The following is a 16714-nucleotide window of genomic DNA, read 5'->3' on the forward strand; positions in this document are numbered from 1 at the left end:
CCATGACCGAATCGGAATCGCACCCGCGGCAGACGCTGGGCCCGTTCCTGGCCGCGCTGGCGGTGATTGTGGTCCTCGTGGTCATAATTGCCGTCCTGAACGCCATCGGGGTGTTCGGCCGGAATGATCCGACGCCCGAGCAGTTGGTACGTACTGCGGTCGTCGGCCAGAACGACGGGCTGCAGCGCAAGGACTACGCGCGCTTTTCGTCCTATACCTGCAAGGCGCAGGCCGGTACCGAAGCCGATGTGCTTGCCAAGCAAGAGGATTCGGCGGCCAAGAACGGACAGCGTTACGTCGACGAGGTGCGCGACATCAAATTCGACGGTCAGAAGGCCACCGCCGTGCTGATGTACCACTTCGACAAGACACCGGACCAGAAGCCCACGGCGCCCGTGGTGCTGGTGAACGAGGACGGCGCATGGAAGGTGTGCTCGCCGGTCCCGAGCTAGTTTGTGACAGACTCGCATCCGTGAGCTACGCGGGAGATATCACGCCGCAGCAGGCCTGGGATCTGCTGAGCGAGAACCCCGAGGCGGTGCTTGTCGACTGCCGGACCGACGCCGAATGGCGCTGGGTGGGCGTGCCCGACATCTCCAGCCTCGGACGTGACGTTGTGTACATCGAGTGGGTGTCGAATGACGGCAAGCGGAACACCGGTTTCGTCGACGACCTGCTGGCTGCGGGCGTGACGCCCGGCGAGCGGCCGGTGGTGTTCCTCTGTCGCTCGGGTAATCGTTCGATCGGTGCCGCCGAGGCGGCGACCGCGGCGGGCATCGGCCCGTCGTACAACGTGCTCGACGGTTTCGAGGGGCATCTCGACGAGCAGGGTCATCGCGGTGGCAGCGGCTGGCGCGCCATCGGGCTGCCGTGGGTGCAGTCGTGAGGGGCCTGAACGCGGACGGCGTCCCCTCGGTCCGGGTACCCGCAGCGCTCCCCGACGGTGTCAGCCAGGCGACCATCGGTGTACGCGGCGGCCTGCTGCGGTCCGAGTTCGAGGAGACCGCCGAGGCGATGTTCCTGACCTCGGGGTACGTCTACGAGTCGGCGGCTGCCGCGGAGCAGGCGTTCACCGGCGAGATCGACCGGTACGTGTACTCCCGCTACGGCAACCCGACCATCCAGATGTTCGAGGAACGGCTGCGGCTCATCGAAGGAGCTCCGGCCGCTTTCGCGACGGCCACCGGCATGGCCGCGGTGTTCACAGCCCTGGGCGCGCTGCTCGCCGCCGGCGACCGGCTGGTCGCGGCGCGCAGCCTGTTCGGTTCCTGCTTCGTGGTGTGCAACGAGATCCTCCCGCGCTGGGGTGTCGAGACCGTCTTCGTCGACGGTGACGACCTGTCGCAGTGGGAGGAGGCGCTGTCGGTGCCGACCACCGCGGTGTTCTTCGAGACGCCGTCCAACCCGATGCAGTCGCTGGTGGACATCGCCGCGGTCTCGGAGCTGGCACATGCCGCCGGCGCAAAGGTGGTGCTGGACAACGTCTTCGCGACACCGCTGCTGCAGCAGGGGCTGGAGCTGGGCGCCGATGTCGTCGTGTACTCGGGCACCAAGCACATCGACGGCCAGGGCCGCGTGCTCGGTGGGGCGATCCTCGGCGACAAGGAATTCATCTCCGGACCGGTGCAGCAGCTGATGCGGCACACGGGCCCGGCCATGAGCGCGTTCAATGCCTGGACGATGCTGAAAGGCCTTGAGACGTTGGCGGTTCGGGTCGACTACTCGAACCGTTCCGCGCAGCAGGTGGCCGAGTTCCTGGAAGGTGTGCGGGGCGTGAACTGGGTGAAATACCCGTTCCTGCAGTCACATCCGCAGCACGATCTGGCCAAGCGGCAGATGCGCGGTGGCGGCACCGTCGTCACCTTCGAGCTCGACGGTGGCAAGGACCGGGCGTTCGAGGTGCTCGACAAGCTGAAGGTCATCGACATCTCCAACAACCTCGGCGATTCCAAGACCCTGATCACCCACCCGGCCACCACCACGCACCGCGCGATGGGGCCGGAGGGCCGGGCCGCGATCGGTCTGGGCGACGGCGTGGTACGGATTTCCGTTGGGCTCGAGGGCACCGAAGATCTGATTGCCGACCTCGACCAGGCGCTGGGCTAGGGGCCCCGGATGTCCAAGCAGACCGCGGCCAAGAAGGCCCGTCGCAAGAAGCGGCAGACGACGCGTAATGCCAACTGGCTGCCCGACGAGGTGCATGCCGAAGTCGAGGCCGTCGGGCGGATTGCCGGCGAAATCCTGCCGCGCGGTTGGGTTTTCGATTCGGACTACTCCAACGACGAGTACCTGATCTGGTATTACCCGCCGTCGGGCTTCGAATCCACCGAGGACGATCCGCGGGAGCTGGTGACCAGGATCTGGGTCGCCGATCCGGACCAGCCGCAGCTCATCCTCGTCGGCACCGAAGAGGACGGCGACATCTACAGCTTCACCGTCGAGCAGCTGATGGCGAACCTGGACGTCATCGAGGCGTACCGCCTCGGGGACCCGGTCCCGCAGTTCTGATTCCGCCCCCGTCAGCCGACACTCGGCGTTTGCTCGAGCCGCTGGTTCCGGTCCAAAGCTGCACATTCGTCGTAGCACTCCGGGGAGTATGCATGTTTGTCGTGCGCCAGAAGTGGCCACTGACTCAGCCGACGGGCGAGACCTGGTAGTGCGCGATCTGCCAGCCGCTGTCCCCCTGTGTGACAAGGACGCTCAGGTTCAGGCTGGTCACCTCACCGCCGGGGCGGGTGAAGTCGGCCCGGGCGTAGGCCAGCACCACGCCGGCTGCGGGTTCCCGGATCTCGTTGATGCGGTAGTCGACCGTCAGGCCGACCGGCTGCGATGCGTAGTAGTCGACGACCCCCTGGCGGCCGACGCTGTAGGGCCGAAGTCCCTGGAATATCGCGTCTTCGGCGAAGACCGCCGCGACCTGGTCCGGCCGGTGGGCGGCGATGCCCGCCTGCCACCGGTCCAGGACCTCACGAATGACTTCAGTGCCCGGCACTCTGACCACCATCCACGTGCAGGATCTCACCGGTGACGAACTTGGCGTTCTCCAGATACAGCACGCCGTCGACGACGTCGGAGATGTCACCCATGTGGCCGACCGGGTGCAACGCCGACAGGAACTCGTGGGTCTCAGGTGCGTGCATCGGGGTGCGGATGATGCCCAGCGCGACGGCATTGGCCCGGATTCCACGGCTGCCGTATTCGACGGCCAGCGCTCGCGTCGCCGCGTTGAGGCCGCCCTTGGTCAGTGACGCCAGGGCCGAAGGCACCTGCGAATTGGCCTGATCCACCAGGCTTGTCGAGATGGTGACGACGTGCCCGCCGTCGCCCTGGGCCTCCATGGTCTTGATGGCGGCGCGGGTCAGTTCGAAGAAGCCGCGGGAATTCACGCCGGTGACGGCGTCGTAGTCCGCGTCGGTGTACTCGGTGAACGGCTTGGCGATGAAGATGCCGGCGTTGTTGACGACGGTGTCGACCCGCCCGAAGTGCTCGACCGCGGCATCGACCAACTGCTGGCCGACGCCTGGCTGGGCGATGTCGCCGGCGACGGCCACGACCATGGGATCGTCGCTCTGGGAGATGGTGCGCGAGTTGGCGACGACGGCGTACCCGAGCTTGCGGTAGCCGGCCACCAGGGCCTCGCCGATGCCCTGGGATGCGCCGGTGACGATGGCGACGCGGGTTGTGGTGCTCATCGGGGTGGTCCTTTCGGTTGACGTTGCTGCCCTTCACAACCTCAGCCGGCCCGCGTCGATGCCGCTGCCACGGGACTTATTCGCTTTCTGCTGAGAGGCCCTGCCTACTACGCTGTCGGCATGGAGCTACGGCAACTTCGGTACTTCGTCGCCGTTGCCGATGAGCTGAATTTCGGGCGGGCCGCCGAACGGCTGCGCATCGCCGGGCCATCGTTGTCCCAGCAGATCAAGGCGCTCGAACGCGACCTCAAGGTGGAACTTTTCGACCGTGACCGGCGGTCGGTGCGCCTGACGGCAGCGGGGGCCTCACTGTTGCCGCACGCCCGGTCCCTGGTGGCCCAGGCCGACGAATTCCGCAGGCGGGCAATCGGTTTGTCGAACTCCGAACCCATCCGGATCGGATACGTCAACTGGTGCCCGACCGACCTGGCCGAGCGCGCGGCCGGCGTCGCGCAGCTGCGCGTCGACACCTGGGTCATGCCGTCGCACGCGCAGGCGGCCCGGGTCGCCGAGGGCATCCTCGATCTGGCCATCTGCTGGGTGCAGACCGACGATCTGGCGGAGCTGGAGCTGGAAGCCCGGCTGATGGGGGTGGACCGGCTCTTCGCGCTGAGCGTCGGCTCCGACGACTCTCCCGTGCAGGCGAAAGACACACTGGTGCTGGTGGATTCGGACACGGCGAGTTGGGAGTCGTGGAACCGCTACGGCGAGCAGTTCGCCGCGGACACCGGCGCGCGGGTGATGCGCACCGACGATGGCGGCGTCACGGGCCCGACGTTCTTCGAGCATGTCCGCCAGCTGGGCCGTCCGGTGCTCAACAATCCCAGGGGCCAGACTGACGTCCTGCCGCGAGACCTGGTGCGCCGTCCGGTGATTCAACCGACTCCGCTGTGGGCCTGGTCACTGGTGTGGCGGCGGGGAGAAGACAACCCTGCCGTGCACGCTGTCGTCGAGGCGCTCACGCGGGACGCCGCCGCCCTGGGGATCGATGACGCGACGTGGCTGCCGGCCACTGATCCACATCAACAGCGCGGCCACGGCCGCCAGTAGCACGACGACGGCGCCGGCGAGCAACGCCTGCTGAAACCCGTTGTGCAGCAGTGGCGCCACCGCGACCGGTCCGACAATCTGGCCGACGGAGTAGCCCGTCGTCAACAGTGCGACGGCGCCCGGGAACTGCAATGCGCGCCCTGCGGCGAGGGCCAGGGTACTGATACCGATGAACGTTCCGCCGAACAGCACGGCGCCGGCCAGTGCCGCGGTGCTGTTCCCGGTTCCCGCCCAAGCGATTCCGGCGGCCTGCAGCAGTAACGCCGCGACGAGCAGGGTGGCATACGAGAAGCGGCCGGTGAAGCGCGCCCACAGCGCGGCCGACGGTGCGGCGGCCAGGCCGACCAACAGCCACACCGCGCTGCCGAGCCCGCCCGGTGACTGCTGCGCGACCGCGGCGACCAGGAACGTGCCGGCGATGATGTAGCCGACACCTTCGAGGGTGTAGCTCGCCATCAGCAATGCGAGCGGACCACGGGCGGCGCGGCCCTGGTGCCCGGCGGGAACATTCGCGGTGTCGGCGGTGGTCCCCGGATGCATGTTCCAGGCGAACGCACCGAGCAGTGCGGCCATGGCCGTCGCCGCCCACCAGGCGACCTGCCAGTCCTTGGTGGCGGGTAGCGCCGCGGACAGGGCGATGCCGATGCCGACGCCGCTGAACGCCCAACCGGCGTGGTGAGCCGGATGGCCGTGATCCATCAGCGTGTTCACGGCGATCACGAAGACCAGCGCGCTGGCGATCCCGGCAACCAGCCGCAGGGCGCCCCACTCGATGACATTGGTGCTCAGCGCCATTGCCGCGAGCGTCGCGACCAGCATCACGAGGGACACCCGGCAGGCGACCACGGACCGGGCCAGCCGTGGCGAGACTGCGGCGCCGACCGCACCGATCAGGTAGCCGACGTAGTTGGCGGTGGCCAGCTGCCCCGCGGCCTGCGCGGTGAGGCCGGCATCGGCCGTCATCAGCGGCAGGATCGGCGTGTAGGCGAACCGGCCGATGCCCATCGCCGCGGCCAGGGCTGCCGCGGCGCGCGCTATCGAGAGCCAGGCGGACTTGGGCATGCCCCATGGTGCGTGGCGAGGACGTCACCCGCCACGACCTATCTTCTTACAGCTGTGAGGAATTGCCTCACAGACTCATGGCGCCTGCCGGCCGCTCATTTCGTCGCTCCGGACGCGGACCAGGCGGCGGTGTCGATGGGGGAGAAGTCGGTCGGCTTGCCGTCGAGACGGCCGGCCCGCCGGGCGCTGAGGATCTGCACGACGTCGTCGGGCAGTGGCGTCGTGAAGATGTTGTCGATCAACGAGTATTCGGCGGCCAGGCGCCCGAACGCGCCCAGCGCGCCGACGTCGATGCGTCCGTTCGGCAGATAGAGCTCGTCGCGGATGTGGATCTTCGTCACCCGCCCCCACACGACGTGATCGGGCAGTGGCGGCATCTCGAAGATGCGGTCCACCTCGCACTCGAACGAGATCGGCGCCTCGGCGATGCGCGGTGCCGCGATCGTCTCCGAGGCGGCCTTGTGCAGGCCGAGGGCATCGAATTCATCCACGTCGTGGTCGAATTCGAATGCGGAGCGATGCACGGTATCCGCGTTGTCGATTGTCGCGATGTTCACGACGAACTGGTTGGTGTCGCGGATGTTGACGAAGGTGTCCTTCAGCGTGACACCGTCGGACCGCGGCTGCAGGCTGATGGACAGCATCGGCGGCATGCGGCCGACGACGGTGAAGAACGAGATCGGCGCGATGTTGCCGACGCCTTCGGTCGAGGCGGTGCTGACCCAGGCGATGGGCCGGGGCAGGACGCTGCCGATCAGCAGCTTGTAGCTCGAGGTGGGATCGAGATCGGTGGGGTCGATGACCATGGGGAATGCCTTTCAGGACAGGAGGGCCAGGGCTGTACCAGACGGGCCCGACGTTTTCTGCTCATATCCACGATCAGGGCGCGACACGTTCGGTGGGAACGCCGCGGTGATCCTGGTATCGGCAGGGTCAGCCACAGCCGAGAGAGGCGGTGAAGAAGGGCCGCGGCGCGGAGTGCGGCCATTACTCTCAGAAGATGGTGAAGGGGAACGCGCTCGGCGACTACCTGCGGTCTCGCCGTGAACAGATCCGCCCTGAGGACGTCGGACTGATCGCCGGTGCGCGCCGCCGGGTCGCCGGCCTGCGCCGTGAAGAACTCGCGCTGCTGGCCGGTATCAGTTCCGACTATTACCTGCGACTCGAGCAGGGCCGCGACACGAACCCGTCACCGCAGGTGCTCGATGCCTTGGCGCGGGCGCTGCAGCTTGACATCAACGGCACGGAGTATCTGTACCGGTTGGCCAGTCCCAGCGGAATTCGTTGGGGGAAATCGGAATTGGAGCAGGTCGCCGATAGGCTGGACGAGCTGATCGATCAGTTCCCGATGCCCGCGATCGTGGCCAACCGCTACCAGGTGGTGCTCGCCGCGAACCAGCTCGCCTGTGCACTGGCGCCCGGTTTCCGGCCGGGGCAGAACCTTCTGGCCTGGCGGCTCCTGGATCCCGCGGCGAAGGAATTCTTCGTCGACTGGGACGAGGCGACGGAGATTGCGGTCGGTGGTCTGCGCGAGGTGACCGGCGATCATCCCGACGACCCGTACCTACAGCGCATGGTCAGTGAATTGTCTGCTGCCAGTGCGCGATTCCGGGAACTCTGGGGACGGGCCGATGTCGGTTACCGGCAAGGCGTCACCCACGTGCGGCACCCGGTGGTCGGTGAACTCTTCCTGCATCGAAATCGGCTGAATCTGCCGCATTCCGGTGGGCAGCACGTGATTACATTTCGTGCCGATCCCGGTAGCGACTCCGCCAAAGCCCTCGCGGCGCTGAGGGAACGGTAGGCGTCAGCGCCGCAGGTCGAGGTTGTGCAGGCGGAGGCTGCCGCGCGCCAGCAGGCTGCCGTGCGCATCGGTGATCGTCACGTCCCACAGTTGCTGGGTACGACCCTGTTGCACCGGGACGGCTCGCACGGTGGCGGTTCCGCCGGTGGCGGAACGGATGAAGTCTGTGCTGTTGTATACCCCGGCCGCGAACTGTCCGCGATCAGCCACTGCCGCGCTGGCGCCGATGCTGGCCGCGGACTCCACCGCGGTCGTGTAGACGCCGCCGTGCACGACGCCCCACGGCGTGTGGTGCTCGGGACCCAGCTCGATGGTGCCGACGACGAGTTGGCCCGTCGCCTCGGTCACTTGCAGCCCGGCCGCGGTGAGGAACGGGCTGCCGTTGTTCACCTCCTCGAGACTGAGTGCGGGTGCGGGCGCGGTGGTTTCTGGCATGGCTGCTCCTCTGGCAGGGCTCTGCTGATGTGAGCACCACGTTCGCAGAATTCACTTCGGAGAGCCTGGCCCCCTCGGCCCCAGGCTCCGCGGGAATTGATCGGCGGTCCCGACCCGGAGCGACGCAGCTACGCGTCGTACGCCTCGTTCGAGGATCCCGACGGCAACGGCTGGGTGCTAGGCCTAGTCCTTCTCGATGACCCCCTGAGCGGTCCGGGCCCGATCTTCGTAGCTCTTGCGTTTGGCGGCGTCGAACTCCAGGAAAACTTTGTCCAGTCCGAGCATCTTGTTCATCCCGCGGCGGCCCTTCGGCGGCAGCAACTGGGCGAGCTGTGCGGTGAAGCGCAGCGGCGGCGGCACCGCCACGTGCGTCTTCGGCTTGTCGAGAGTCTTGACGATGGCCGCGGCGATGTCCTCGGGCTCGACCGGTTTGATGGCTCCGCTGGACTTGGTGCCCGAGATCAGTTCGGTGTTGGTGAACGGCGGCATGATCACCGAGACGTTGACGCCGTGCGGGGCCATCTCGTCGGCCAGCGCGGTGGACAGTCCGACGACGGCGTACTTGGCGCCCACGTAAACCACCTGGCCGGGTAACGGGATGAGGCCGGACAGCGAGGCGATGTTGATGACGTGACCGCTGCGGCGGCGGACCATCTCGGGAAGCGCGAGCTGACAGCCGGTCAACACGCCGTACACGTTGACTTCGAGGGACGACCGGATCGACTGCTCCGTCTCATTCAGAAACGGACCCACCGGCATGACGCCGGCGTTGTTGATCAGGACGTCGAGGTGGCCGGCGCCGTCGCTGCGGGCCTTGTCCAGGAACACGTCGAAGGATTCGCGGTCGGTGACGTCGAGCGGGTATCCGGTGGCCGGGCCGAGTTTGACCAGTTCAGAGACGGCTGACTCCAGTACCGCGACGTCCCGGTCGCCGATGACGACGCGCGCGCCGCGGGCGAGAAGGGCCTTGGCGGTGGCGTAGCCGATGCCTCGTGCAGCCCCGGTGATCGCGATGGTCTTGCCGCGGATGTTGTCCATGGCCGCAAACTTTACACGTGTCAAGTTTTGAAATGAAGCCCTGATTCGGACACCCGGGCGGGCTACTGTCGGGGCATGACGCGCGTGCTGCGGACTCAGGTTTGTGTAGCCGGTGGTGGACCCGCGGGGCTGGTACATGCACTGCTGCTGGCGCGCGCCGGGATCAACGTCGTCGTGCTGGAGAAGCACAACGACTTCCTGCGCGACTTCCGCGGCGACACCGTCCACCCCACCACGTTGCGCATCATGCACGAGCTGGGGTTCATCGACGAGTTCCTGAAGCTGCCGCATACCAAGATCGACCGGATCTGTATGGACGCCGACGGCACCCTCCGGACGTTCGGCAACTTCGGGGCCTTGAAACTGCTGCGGTTCCCCGAGCCCTACATCGCGCTCATGCCGCAGTGGGACTTTCTGGATTTCCTTGCCGAAAAGGCTTCTGCCTACCCGGAATTCACGCTGATCCGCAACGCCGAGGTGACTGACCTGATCGTCGAGGGCGACCGCGTCGTGGGTGTGCGCACACCGGAATTGGAGGTGCGCGCCGATCTGGTGGTGGCCGCGGACGGCCGCAAGTCCGCGGTACGCGAGGCGTCCGGGCTCGCCATGGCGAGCGCGCACAGCCCCATGGACGTGCTGTGGTTCCGGCTGGGCTGGCGCCCCGGTGATCCGCGGGAACTGTTCGGGATCGTCCGCAAGGGTCTGCTGATGGCGATGATCTACCGCGGCGACTACTGGCAGGTCGCGTATCTGATGCCGAAGGGCGCCAATCCGCGGGGCGGCTCACTCGACGACTTCAAGGCCCGGCTGGTGTCGGTGCGCCCGCAGCTGCGTGAGCATGTCGAGGATCTGAAGTCCTGGGACGACACCAGTCATCTCGATGTGCGCGTGGACCGGCTCAAGACCTGGTGGCGGCCTGGGCTGCTGTGCATCGGTGACGCCGCGCACGCGATGTCGCCCGCCGGTGGCGTCGGCATCAACCTGGCGGTGGCCGACGCGGTCGCCGCCGCCAACATCCTGTGCGGCCCGCTCCGTAACGGCCTGCTCGCCGACTCCGACCTGGCCAAGGTGCAACGTCGCCGTGAGTTGCCGACCCGCATCATCCAGGCCGGTCAGGTGCTGGCGCAGAACCAGTTCATCGAACCCAACCTGGCCGGTGACCTGTCCCCGATCCAGGTGCCGTCGTTCGTGGGAAAGGGCCCGCTGCAATACATTCCGCCGCTACTCGTCGGCCGCGGTTTCCATCCCGAGCACGTGCGGACCCCCGACATCCACTGAGACTGCGAAACCGGGTCGCTCCGGCGCTCAGGTGGATACGCTTGATTTGTGCTTTCCGGGTGGACCGTCGGGAGTCTGCTGCTCGTAGCCGCGGTGTTCGTGCTGGCTGCGGGCATGGTGGCGCGGGCACGCTTCGGCCGGATGGCCGACGACAATCCGCATCGCCGGCGCGCACGCGCGGTGCGCTGGTCCACTTTCGGCAAGGTCTTCTACGGCCCCATCAACCGTGATGCCCAGGGCAACAACACCTTTGACGACGAAGAACTGGACCACATGTTCTTCCTCCCGGCCGTCGTCGTGGCCGGCGGGCTGGTGCTGGCGGGGCTTTTCGTGCTGTTCCTGGAACTGGTCAAACACGGCGTGTGACGCCGCAGGCGTCAGCTCCGTTGCAAAGCGAGCTCTGTGGCCTCCCGAACCGGCCCCCGCCATGCGGGACCGTGGCCGGGCAACAGCACCTGGGTGTCGAGCAGACCGAGCGCGGACAGGCTGCGTTCGCACGCCGCCTGGTCGTGATTGAAGATGTGCGGGAGCAACTGGGGACCGCCCTTGGTGATCAGCGGGTGACCGGTGACCACGGCATCGCCGGCGACCAGCACGTCGCCGAACACGTAGGAGCAGTGACCGCCGGTGTGTCCCGGGCTCGGGATCAGTTGCGGGCTGCCCGGCAGTGTCGCCGCGACGTCCTCGGTGAGCGCTTGCGCCGTCGGGATGCCCTCGCGCACCAGCCCGCCCTTGCCGACGATGTGCATCGACCACGCCAGATACCGCGGGTTCCAGGCCCGCGCCAGCAGATCCGTCGGTGAAACCTGTTCCAGATATTCGCGTTTGGCGTGGCCGACCTCGGCGCCGTGGCAGAAGACCGGCGTGCCATGGGTTTTGGCGAACCAGATGGCGGCGCCGAAATGATCCACGTGAGCATGGGTGAGCAGGATCGCCCGGACGTCGCCGGCATCGAAACCCAGTTCACGCAGGGAACGCAGGACGTCGTCGCGCTGGCCGGGATAGCCGGCGTCGATGAGGATGACCCCGGTGTCGTCGCTGACGAGGGTCCAGTTCACCAGGTCGGTCTGGGCGAAGTGAACATTGTCTGTGATCGCGCTCAGGGCTGCCGCCATGCCGCGAGTCTAGGCAGAGTAGAAAAGGAATTGCAGAGGCGACGAACAGGAACGGGACTCATGGCTGAACTCAGACTGGGATACAAGGCATCGGCGGAGCAGTTCGCGCCGCGTGAACTCGTCGAGCTGGCGGTGGCCGCCGAGGCGGCGGGCATGGACAGCGCCACCGTCAGCGATCACTTCCAGCCGTGGCGTCATACCGGCGGCCACGCACCGTTCTCCCTGGCCTGGATGACTGCCGTGGGTGAGCGCACCGAGCGGCTGATCCTGGGCACCTCGGTGCTGACCCCGACGTTCCGTTACAACCCGGCCGTCATCGCGCAGGCATTCGCGACCATGGGCTGCCTGTACCCGGACCGGATTTTCCTGGGCATCGGCACCGGTGAGGCGCTCAACGAGATCGCCACCGGTTACGAGGGCGAATGGCCCGAGTTCAAGGAGCGCTACGCGCGGCTGCGTGAGTCGGTGCGCCTGATGCGTGAACTGTGGCTCGGCGACCGTGTCGACTTCGAGGGCGAGTACTACAAGACCAAGGGCGCCTCGATCTACGACGTGCCCGAGGGTGGCATCCCGATCTATATCGCCGCAGGCGGGCCGCAGGTGGCCAAGTACGCCGGCCGCGCCGGTGACGGGTTCATCTGCACCTCGGGCAAGGGTGAAGAGCTGTACAAGGACAAGCTCATCCCGGCGATGCGCGAGGGCGCCGAGGCGGCGGGCAAGAACCCCGACGACGTGGACCGGATGATCGAGATCAAGATCTCGTACGACCCCGATCCCGCTCTGGCGCTGGAGAACACCCGGTTCTGGGCGCCGTTGTCGTTGACGGCCGAGCAGAAGCACTCGATCGATGACCCGATCGAGATGGAAGCGGCCGCCGATGCGCTGCCCATCGAGCAGGTCGCCAAGCGCTGGATCGTGGCGTCGGACCCGGACGAGGCCGTCGAGAAGGTCAAGCAGTACGTCGACTGGGGCCTGAACCACCTGGTGTTCCACGACCCGCGGCAGGACCAGCGCCGCTTCCTGGAGCTGTTCAAGACCGACCTGGAACCGCGCCTCCGCAAACTCGGCTGACGTGCGGCCGGGCTCGGTAGGCTGACGCAGTGCCAGACGCCACCGAAACATGGTCTTCGCGCAAGCCCTCATCCGCGATCTACGTCGCCTCACCAGAGGGCGACACCGGCAAGTCGACCATTGCGCTGGGGCTGTTACACCGCCTGGCGGCCACGGTCGCCAATGTCGGGGTGTTCCGCCCCATCGTGCGCGCGGGAACGGGCCGTGACTACATCTTGGACCTGCTGCTCGCGCACAGCACCGCGGGCTTGGAGTACGACGACTGCGCCGGTGTCACCTATCAGCAGTTGCACGACGATCCCGATGCGGCGATCGCCGACATCGTCGACCGCTACCACCGGGTCGCGGACAAATGTGGTGCGGTGGTGATCGTCGGCAGCGACTACACCGACGTCGCCTCGCCCAGCGAGTTGTCGATGAACGCCCGCATCGCCGTGAATCTCGGTGCACCGGTGCTGCTTTCGGTGCGTGCCGCGGATCGCACCCCGGCCGAGGTGGCGCACGTGGTGGAGCTGTGCCTTGCCGAGCTCGCGGCCCAGCACGCGCACACCGCTGCGGTGGTCGCCAACCGGTGTGCGCCGGACGAGCTCGCCGACGTGGCTGCCGCGCTGCAGCGGTTCACGCCGAAAAGCTATGTGCTGCCGGAGGAGCCGCTGCTGGCCGCGCCGACGGTGGCGGAGTTGCGGGACGCGGTGCAGGGCACGTTGATCAGCGGTGACGAAGAGCTGCTGACCCGCGAGGTCATGGGCATGATGGTCGCCGGCATGACGGCCGAGCACTGCCTGGAGCGACTGCGCGATTCCATGGCCGTCATCACGCCGGGCGACCGCTCCGACGTGGTGCTGGCCATCGCCAGCGCCCATGCGGCGGAGGGGTTTCCGTCGATCTCGTGCCTCATCCTCAACGGCGGCCTGCCGTTGCATCCGTCGATCGCCAAACTGGTTGCGGGCCTTGGGCTGCGGTTGCCGATCGTGGCCACCGATCTGGGCACCTATGACACCGCCCGCGCCGCGTCGACGGCGAAGGGCCGGGTGACGGCCACGTCACTGCGCAAGGTAGACACCGCGCTGGCCCTGATGGACGAACATGTCGACGTGGCGGATCTGCTTGCTCAGCTTGCGGTTCCGATCCCGTCGGTCGTCACACCGCAGATGTTCACGCACCAGCTGCAGGACCGCGCCCGGGCGGACCGCAGGCGCATCGTGCTGCCGGAAGGCGACGATGACCGGATTCTGCGGGCGGCGGGCCGGCTGCTCGCCCGTTCGGTCGCCGACCTCACGATCCTCGGCGACGAGCCGACGGTGCGGGCGCGGGCTGCCGAGCTGGGCCTGGACCTGTCCGATGCCGTGGTGCTGAATCCGAAAACCAGTGAGCTGTGTGACCAGTTCGCGGCGCAGTACGCCGAACTGCGCAAGAAGAAGGGCGTGACCCTTGAGCAGGCCCGCGAAATCATCCACGACGTCTCATATTTCGGCACCATGCTGGTGCACAACAACATGGTCGACGGCATGGTGTCCGGTGCCGCGCACACCACCGCCCACACCGTGCGCCCGGCATTCGAGATCATCCGTACCGCTCCCGACATCTCGACGGTGTCGAGCATCTTCCTGATGTGCCTGGCGGATCGGGTACTGGCCTACGGCGACTGCGCGATCGTGCCGGACCCGACGTCCGAGCAGTTGGCCGACATCGCGATCAGTTCGGCGCAGACCGCCGCGCAGTTCGGCATCGAGCCGCGCGTGGCGATGCTGTCCTACTCGACCGGCGACTCGGGGACCGGTGCCGACGTCGACAAGGTCAGGGCGGCAACGGAATTGGTCCGCCAGCGGGATCCCGGGCTCTTGGTCGAAGGGCCCATCCAGTACGACGCCGCGGTGGAGCCGTCGGTCGCGGCGACCAAGATGCCGGATTCGCCGGTGGCCGGCCGGGCGACGGTACTGATCTTCCCGGACCTGAACACCGGCAACAACACCTACAAGGCAGTGCAGCGCAGCGCCGGTGCCATCGCGATCGGCCCGGTGCTGCAGGGGCTGAACAAGCCGGTGAACGATCTCTCCCGGGGTGCGCTGGTCGAGGACATCGTCAATACCGTTGCCATCACGGCGATTCAGGCTCAAGGAGTGAGATGAGCGGGCCGGTACTGGTACTCAACTGCGGCTCGTCGTCGGTGAAATACCGTTTGGTGCAACCGGGTTCGGGCGATTCGCTGGCCGACGGCGTGATCGAGCGGGTGGACGATTACCCGAAGGCCTTGCAGCAGGTGTTCGATGCGGTGAGTGCGGCCGGGGTGTCGGTCGACGACGTCGCGGCCGTCGGGCACCGCGTCGTCCATGGCGGCCGGCGGTTCTACCGGCCGACTCTGATCGGCGATGAGCTGGTCGCCGAACTCGAAGAGCTTGCCCCGCTGGCGCCGCTGCACAATCCGCCGGGGCTGCTGGGCATCAACGCGGCCCGCAAGCTCCTGCCCGACGTTCCCCACGTCGCGGTGTTCGACACGGCGTTCTTCCACGACCTGCCCGCGGCTGCTGCCGAGTACGCGATCGACCGGGAAGTGGCCGATAAGTGGCACATCCGCCGTTACGGCTTCCACGGCACGTCACACCAGTACGTCAGCGAACAGGCCGCGCAGTTCCTGGGCCTGCCCCTGGAATCGGTGAATCAGATTGTCCTGCACCTGGGTAACGGGGCGTCGGCCTCGGCGATCGCCGGCGGGCGGCCGATCGACACCTCGATGGGCATGACGCCCATGGAGGGTCTGGTGATGGGGACGCGCTCCGGCGACGTCGACCCCGGCATCATCATGTACCTGTCGCGCACCGCCGGGATGTCGGTCGAGGACATCGATGTCCTCCTGAACCGCCACTCGGGCGTATCGGGACTGGGCGGTGCCACCGATTTCCGCGAGCTGCACAAGCGCATGGACGCGGGCGACAGCGCGGCCCAGCTGGCCTACGACGTCTATATCCACCGGCTGCGCAAGTACATCGGCGGCTACCTGGCGCTGCTGGGCGGGGCCGATGTCATCACCTTCACGGCCGGGGTGGGCGAGAACGACGCCGCCGTCCGCCGCGACGCGCTTGCCGGGTTGTTGGCGCTCGGGATCGAGGTCGACGAGGAGCGCAATCTGTCCCCGGTGCGCGGCGCCCGGCGGATCTCCACCGACACCTCACCGGTGAGCGTGCTGGTAATCCCCACCAACGAAGAGCTGGCAATCGCGCGGGCCTGCGTCGAGGTCTGCAAGGTTTCTTGAAGGAACCTGCCAGGGTGGGGGCGTAGCTTGCGCTCGTGCCCTTACTGACCGGGACGTTCGACCCTGTAGCCGTGGCGCTGATACTGCTCGGCACGGGCGCGCTGCTGCGGCTGCGCCGGCGCGCGTCTCGTGCCCAATGGTGGTGTTTCGGTATCGCCGTCGCGGTGTGGGCGTTGGCGACCCTCAGCGCCGTCGCGGTCTATGCGCCACTGCTGTTCTGGGTCCGCGCGCTGCAGGTCCTGCTCCTGCTGTACGTGGTGCCGTTCTTCCTGGCGCTGAGTCGTCCGGTCTCGATGCTGGGCGCAGTGCTCGACCCGGTGCTGAATTCCGTTGTCGCGCGGGTACTTCTGTCGCCTCCGGTGACGTCGGTGTTGATGCTGGCGACGCCGTGGCTGCTGTACCTGACGCCGTGGTACGTCGCCTCGATGACCGGCCCGCTCGCGTCGCTGACCCGACTTGTCCTGCTGGGCATCGGTTTCGGCTACTTCTACGCCCGTCTCCAGGTCGACCCGGTGCCCCGGCGTTACCCGCCGCTGCTGTCCATTGGGATCAGCGTGGCCGAGGGGCTGGGGGACGGCCTACTCGGGCTGGTGCTGTGGCTGGGCCCGGTGGTCGCCTACGACTACTACGCGGCACTACATCGTGATTTCGGGCCGAGTATCCGCCAGGACCAGAGCTACGGCGCGGGCATCCTGTGGATTCTGGGCGACGTCGTGGGCGTGCCGTTCATCCTGCTGCTGATGCGCGCCTTGGGTTCTGACGAACGACGCAAAGCGGCCGAGGTCGATGCCGAACTCGACGCGGCTGTGGCCACCCCGCCGTCGGCCGCTGCTGACGACCCCGAGATCGACGCACCGTCGAGTGGACTCTGGTGGCAGAACGATCCGCAGCTGCGGGACCGTTACCGCTGATCACGCTG

18 protein-coding genes and 1 pseudogene are annotated in these 16714 nt (G+C 67.3%); 12 read left to right on the plus strand and 7 right to left on the minus strand.

Annotated elements, in window-relative coordinates; genetic code table 11:
• Nucleotides 1-2: 2 nt before the first annotated feature.
• Genes QRN63_RS01735 through QRN63_RS01750 form a run of 4 tightly spaced genes read left to right on the plus strand, consistent with a single transcriptional unit; the run spans nucleotide 3 to nucleotide 2508 of the window.
• On the plus strand, nucleotides 3-452 hold the full coding sequence (locus QRN63_RS01735; RefSeq protein ID WP_285028956.1) for an Rv0361 family membrane protein: 450 nt from the start codon (nucleotides 3-5) through the stop codon (nucleotides 450-452).
• A 20-nt stretch (nucleotides 453-472) separates the two neighbouring features.
• Complete coding sequence (locus QRN63_RS01740) at nucleotides 473-886, plus strand: rhodanese-like domain-containing protein (RefSeq protein WP_064857498.1); 414 nt, start codon at nucleotides 473-475, stop codon at nucleotides 884-886.
• A 5-nt stretch (nucleotides 887-891) separates the two neighbouring features.
• Nucleotides 892-2106, plus strand: a complete 1215-nt coding sequence (locus tag QRN63_RS01745) for an O-succinylhomoserine sulfhydrylase (protein ID WP_267319016.1) — start codon at nucleotides 892-894, stop codon at nucleotides 2104-2106.
• Between the two features lie 9 nt (nucleotides 2107-2115).
• Nucleotides 2116-2508 (plus strand): hypothetical protein, encoded by a 393-nt coding sequence (locus tag QRN63_RS01750; protein WP_267318646.1) that lies wholly within the window; start codon nucleotides 2116-2118, stop codon nucleotides 2506-2508.
• Between the two features lie 124 nt (nucleotides 2509-2632).
• Here QRN63_RS01750 and QRN63_RS01755 read toward each other — a convergent pair whose 3' ends face one another.
• Nucleotides 2633-2992: a YybH family protein gene (locus QRN63_RS01755; protein WP_267318647.1), complete on the minus strand. Its 360-nt coding sequence runs from the start codon at nucleotides 2990-2992 to the stop codon at nucleotides 2633-2635.
• The gene (locus QRN63_RS01760) at nucleotides 2979-3692 is read right to left on the minus strand and encodes an SDR family NAD(P)-dependent oxidoreductase (protein WP_285028957.1); all 714 of its coding nucleotides are present in this window, start codon (nucleotides 3690-3692) and stop codon (nucleotides 2979-2981) included. Before QRN63_RS01760 ends, QRN63_RS01755 begins: the two co-directional genes overlap by 14 nt.
• Before the next feature lie 120 nt (nucleotides 3693-3812).
• Here QRN63_RS01760 and QRN63_RS29620 point away from each other — a divergent pair, with 120 nt between their 5' ends.
• Entirely contained in the window at nucleotides 3813-4742 is a 930-nt protein-coding gene (locus QRN63_RS29620; protein WP_350224426.1) for a LysR family transcriptional regulator, read from the plus strand.
• Between the two features lie 39 nt (nucleotides 4743-4781).
• Here the strand turns inward: QRN63_RS29620 and QRN63_RS01770 are convergent.
• Nucleotides 4782-5804, minus strand: a pseudogene (locus tag QRN63_RS01770) (YbfB/YjiJ family MFS transporter); the annotation flags it as partial.
• A gap of 95 nt (nucleotides 5805-5899) precedes the next feature.
• Nucleotides 5900-6610, minus strand: coding sequence for a flavin reductase family protein (locus QRN63_RS01775; protein WP_285028959.1), 711 nt, complete (start codon nucleotides 6608-6610; stop codon nucleotides 5900-5902).
• A 194-nt stretch (nucleotides 6611-6804) separates the two neighbouring features.
• On the opposite strand from QRN63_RS01775, the gene QRN63_RS01780 reads away from it, so the two are divergent.
• Nucleotides 6805-7608, plus strand: a complete 804-nt coding sequence (locus QRN63_RS01780; RefSeq protein ID WP_285028960.1) for a helix-turn-helix domain-containing protein — start codon at nucleotides 6805-6807, stop codon at nucleotides 7606-7608.
• A gap of 3 nt (nucleotides 7609-7611) precedes the next feature.
• On the opposite strand, the gene QRN63_RS01785 is transcribed toward QRN63_RS01780, so the two are convergent.
• Together QRN63_RS01785 and QRN63_RS01790 are read right to left on the minus strand one after the other, a co-directional pair.
• Nucleotides 7612-8043 (minus strand): PaaI family thioesterase, encoded by a 432-nt coding sequence (locus QRN63_RS01785; RefSeq protein ID WP_285028961.1) that lies wholly within the window; start codon nucleotides 8041-8043, stop codon nucleotides 7612-7614.
• Between the two features lie 183 nt (nucleotides 8044-8226).
• Nucleotides 8227-9081: an SDR family oxidoreductase gene (locus tag QRN63_RS01790; RefSeq protein WP_267318653.1), complete on the minus strand. Its 855-nt coding sequence runs from the start codon at nucleotides 9079-9081 to the stop codon at nucleotides 8227-8229.
• A gap of 75 nt (nucleotides 9082-9156) precedes the next feature.
• On the opposite strand from QRN63_RS01790, the gene QRN63_RS01795 reads away from it, so the two are divergent.
• Both QRN63_RS01795 and QRN63_RS01800 read left to right on the plus strand, forming a co-directional pair.
• Nucleotides 9157-10359 (plus strand): FAD-dependent oxidoreductase, encoded by a 1203-nt coding sequence (locus QRN63_RS01795; protein WP_285028962.1) that lies wholly within the window; start codon nucleotides 9157-9159, stop codon nucleotides 10357-10359.
• Nucleotides 10360-10407: 48 nt separating this feature from the next.
• Nucleotides 10408-10725 (plus strand): hypothetical protein, encoded by a 318-nt coding sequence (locus QRN63_RS01800; RefSeq protein WP_267318655.1) that lies wholly within the window; start codon nucleotides 10408-10410, stop codon nucleotides 10723-10725.
• Nucleotides 10726-10736: 11 nt separating this feature from the next.
• Here the strand turns inward: QRN63_RS01800 and QRN63_RS01805 are convergent, their stop codons facing one another.
• Nucleotides 10737-11474 carry an MBL fold metallo-hydrolase gene (locus tag QRN63_RS01805; protein ID WP_285028963.1) on the minus strand — a complete coding sequence of 246 codons (738 nt, stop codon included), beginning with the start codon at nucleotides 11472-11474 and terminating at the stop codon, nucleotides 10737-10739.
• A gap of 60 nt (nucleotides 11475-11534) precedes the next feature.
• On the opposite strand from QRN63_RS01805, the gene fgd reads away from it, so the two are divergent.
• The 4 genes from fgd to QRN63_RS01825 are packed head-to-tail and all read left to right on the plus strand — an operon-like array spanning nucleotide 11535 to nucleotide 16706.
• Nucleotides 11535-12545: a glucose-6-phosphate dehydrogenase (coenzyme-F420) gene (fgd, locus tag QRN63_RS01810; protein WP_267318657.1), complete on the plus strand. Its 1011-nt coding sequence runs from the start codon at nucleotides 11535-11537 to the stop codon at nucleotides 12543-12545.
• A 29-nt stretch (nucleotides 12546-12574) separates the two neighbouring features.
• Nucleotides 12575-14674, plus strand: coding sequence for a phosphate acetyltransferase (pta, locus tag QRN63_RS01815; RefSeq protein ID WP_285028964.1), 2100 nt, complete (start codon nucleotides 12575-12577; stop codon nucleotides 14672-14674).
• A complete protein-coding gene (locus QRN63_RS01820; protein WP_285028965.1) occupies nucleotides 14671-15795 on the plus strand; it encodes an acetate kinase in 1125 nt (374 codons plus the stop codon). The genes pta and QRN63_RS01820 overlap by 4 nt, the downstream gene beginning before the upstream one ends.
• A 35-nt stretch (nucleotides 15796-15830) precedes the next feature.
• Entirely contained in the window at nucleotides 15831-16706 is an 876-nt protein-coding gene (locus QRN63_RS01825; protein WP_502888065.1) for a cytochrome c oxidase assembly protein, read from the plus strand.
• Nucleotides 16707-16714: the final 8 nt, after the last annotated feature.

Source organism: Mycolicibacterium sp. lyk4-40-TYG-92, from assembly GCF_030209435.1.
Lineage (GTDB): Bacteria > Actinomycetota > Actinomycetes > Mycobacteriales > Mycobacteriaceae > Mycobacterium.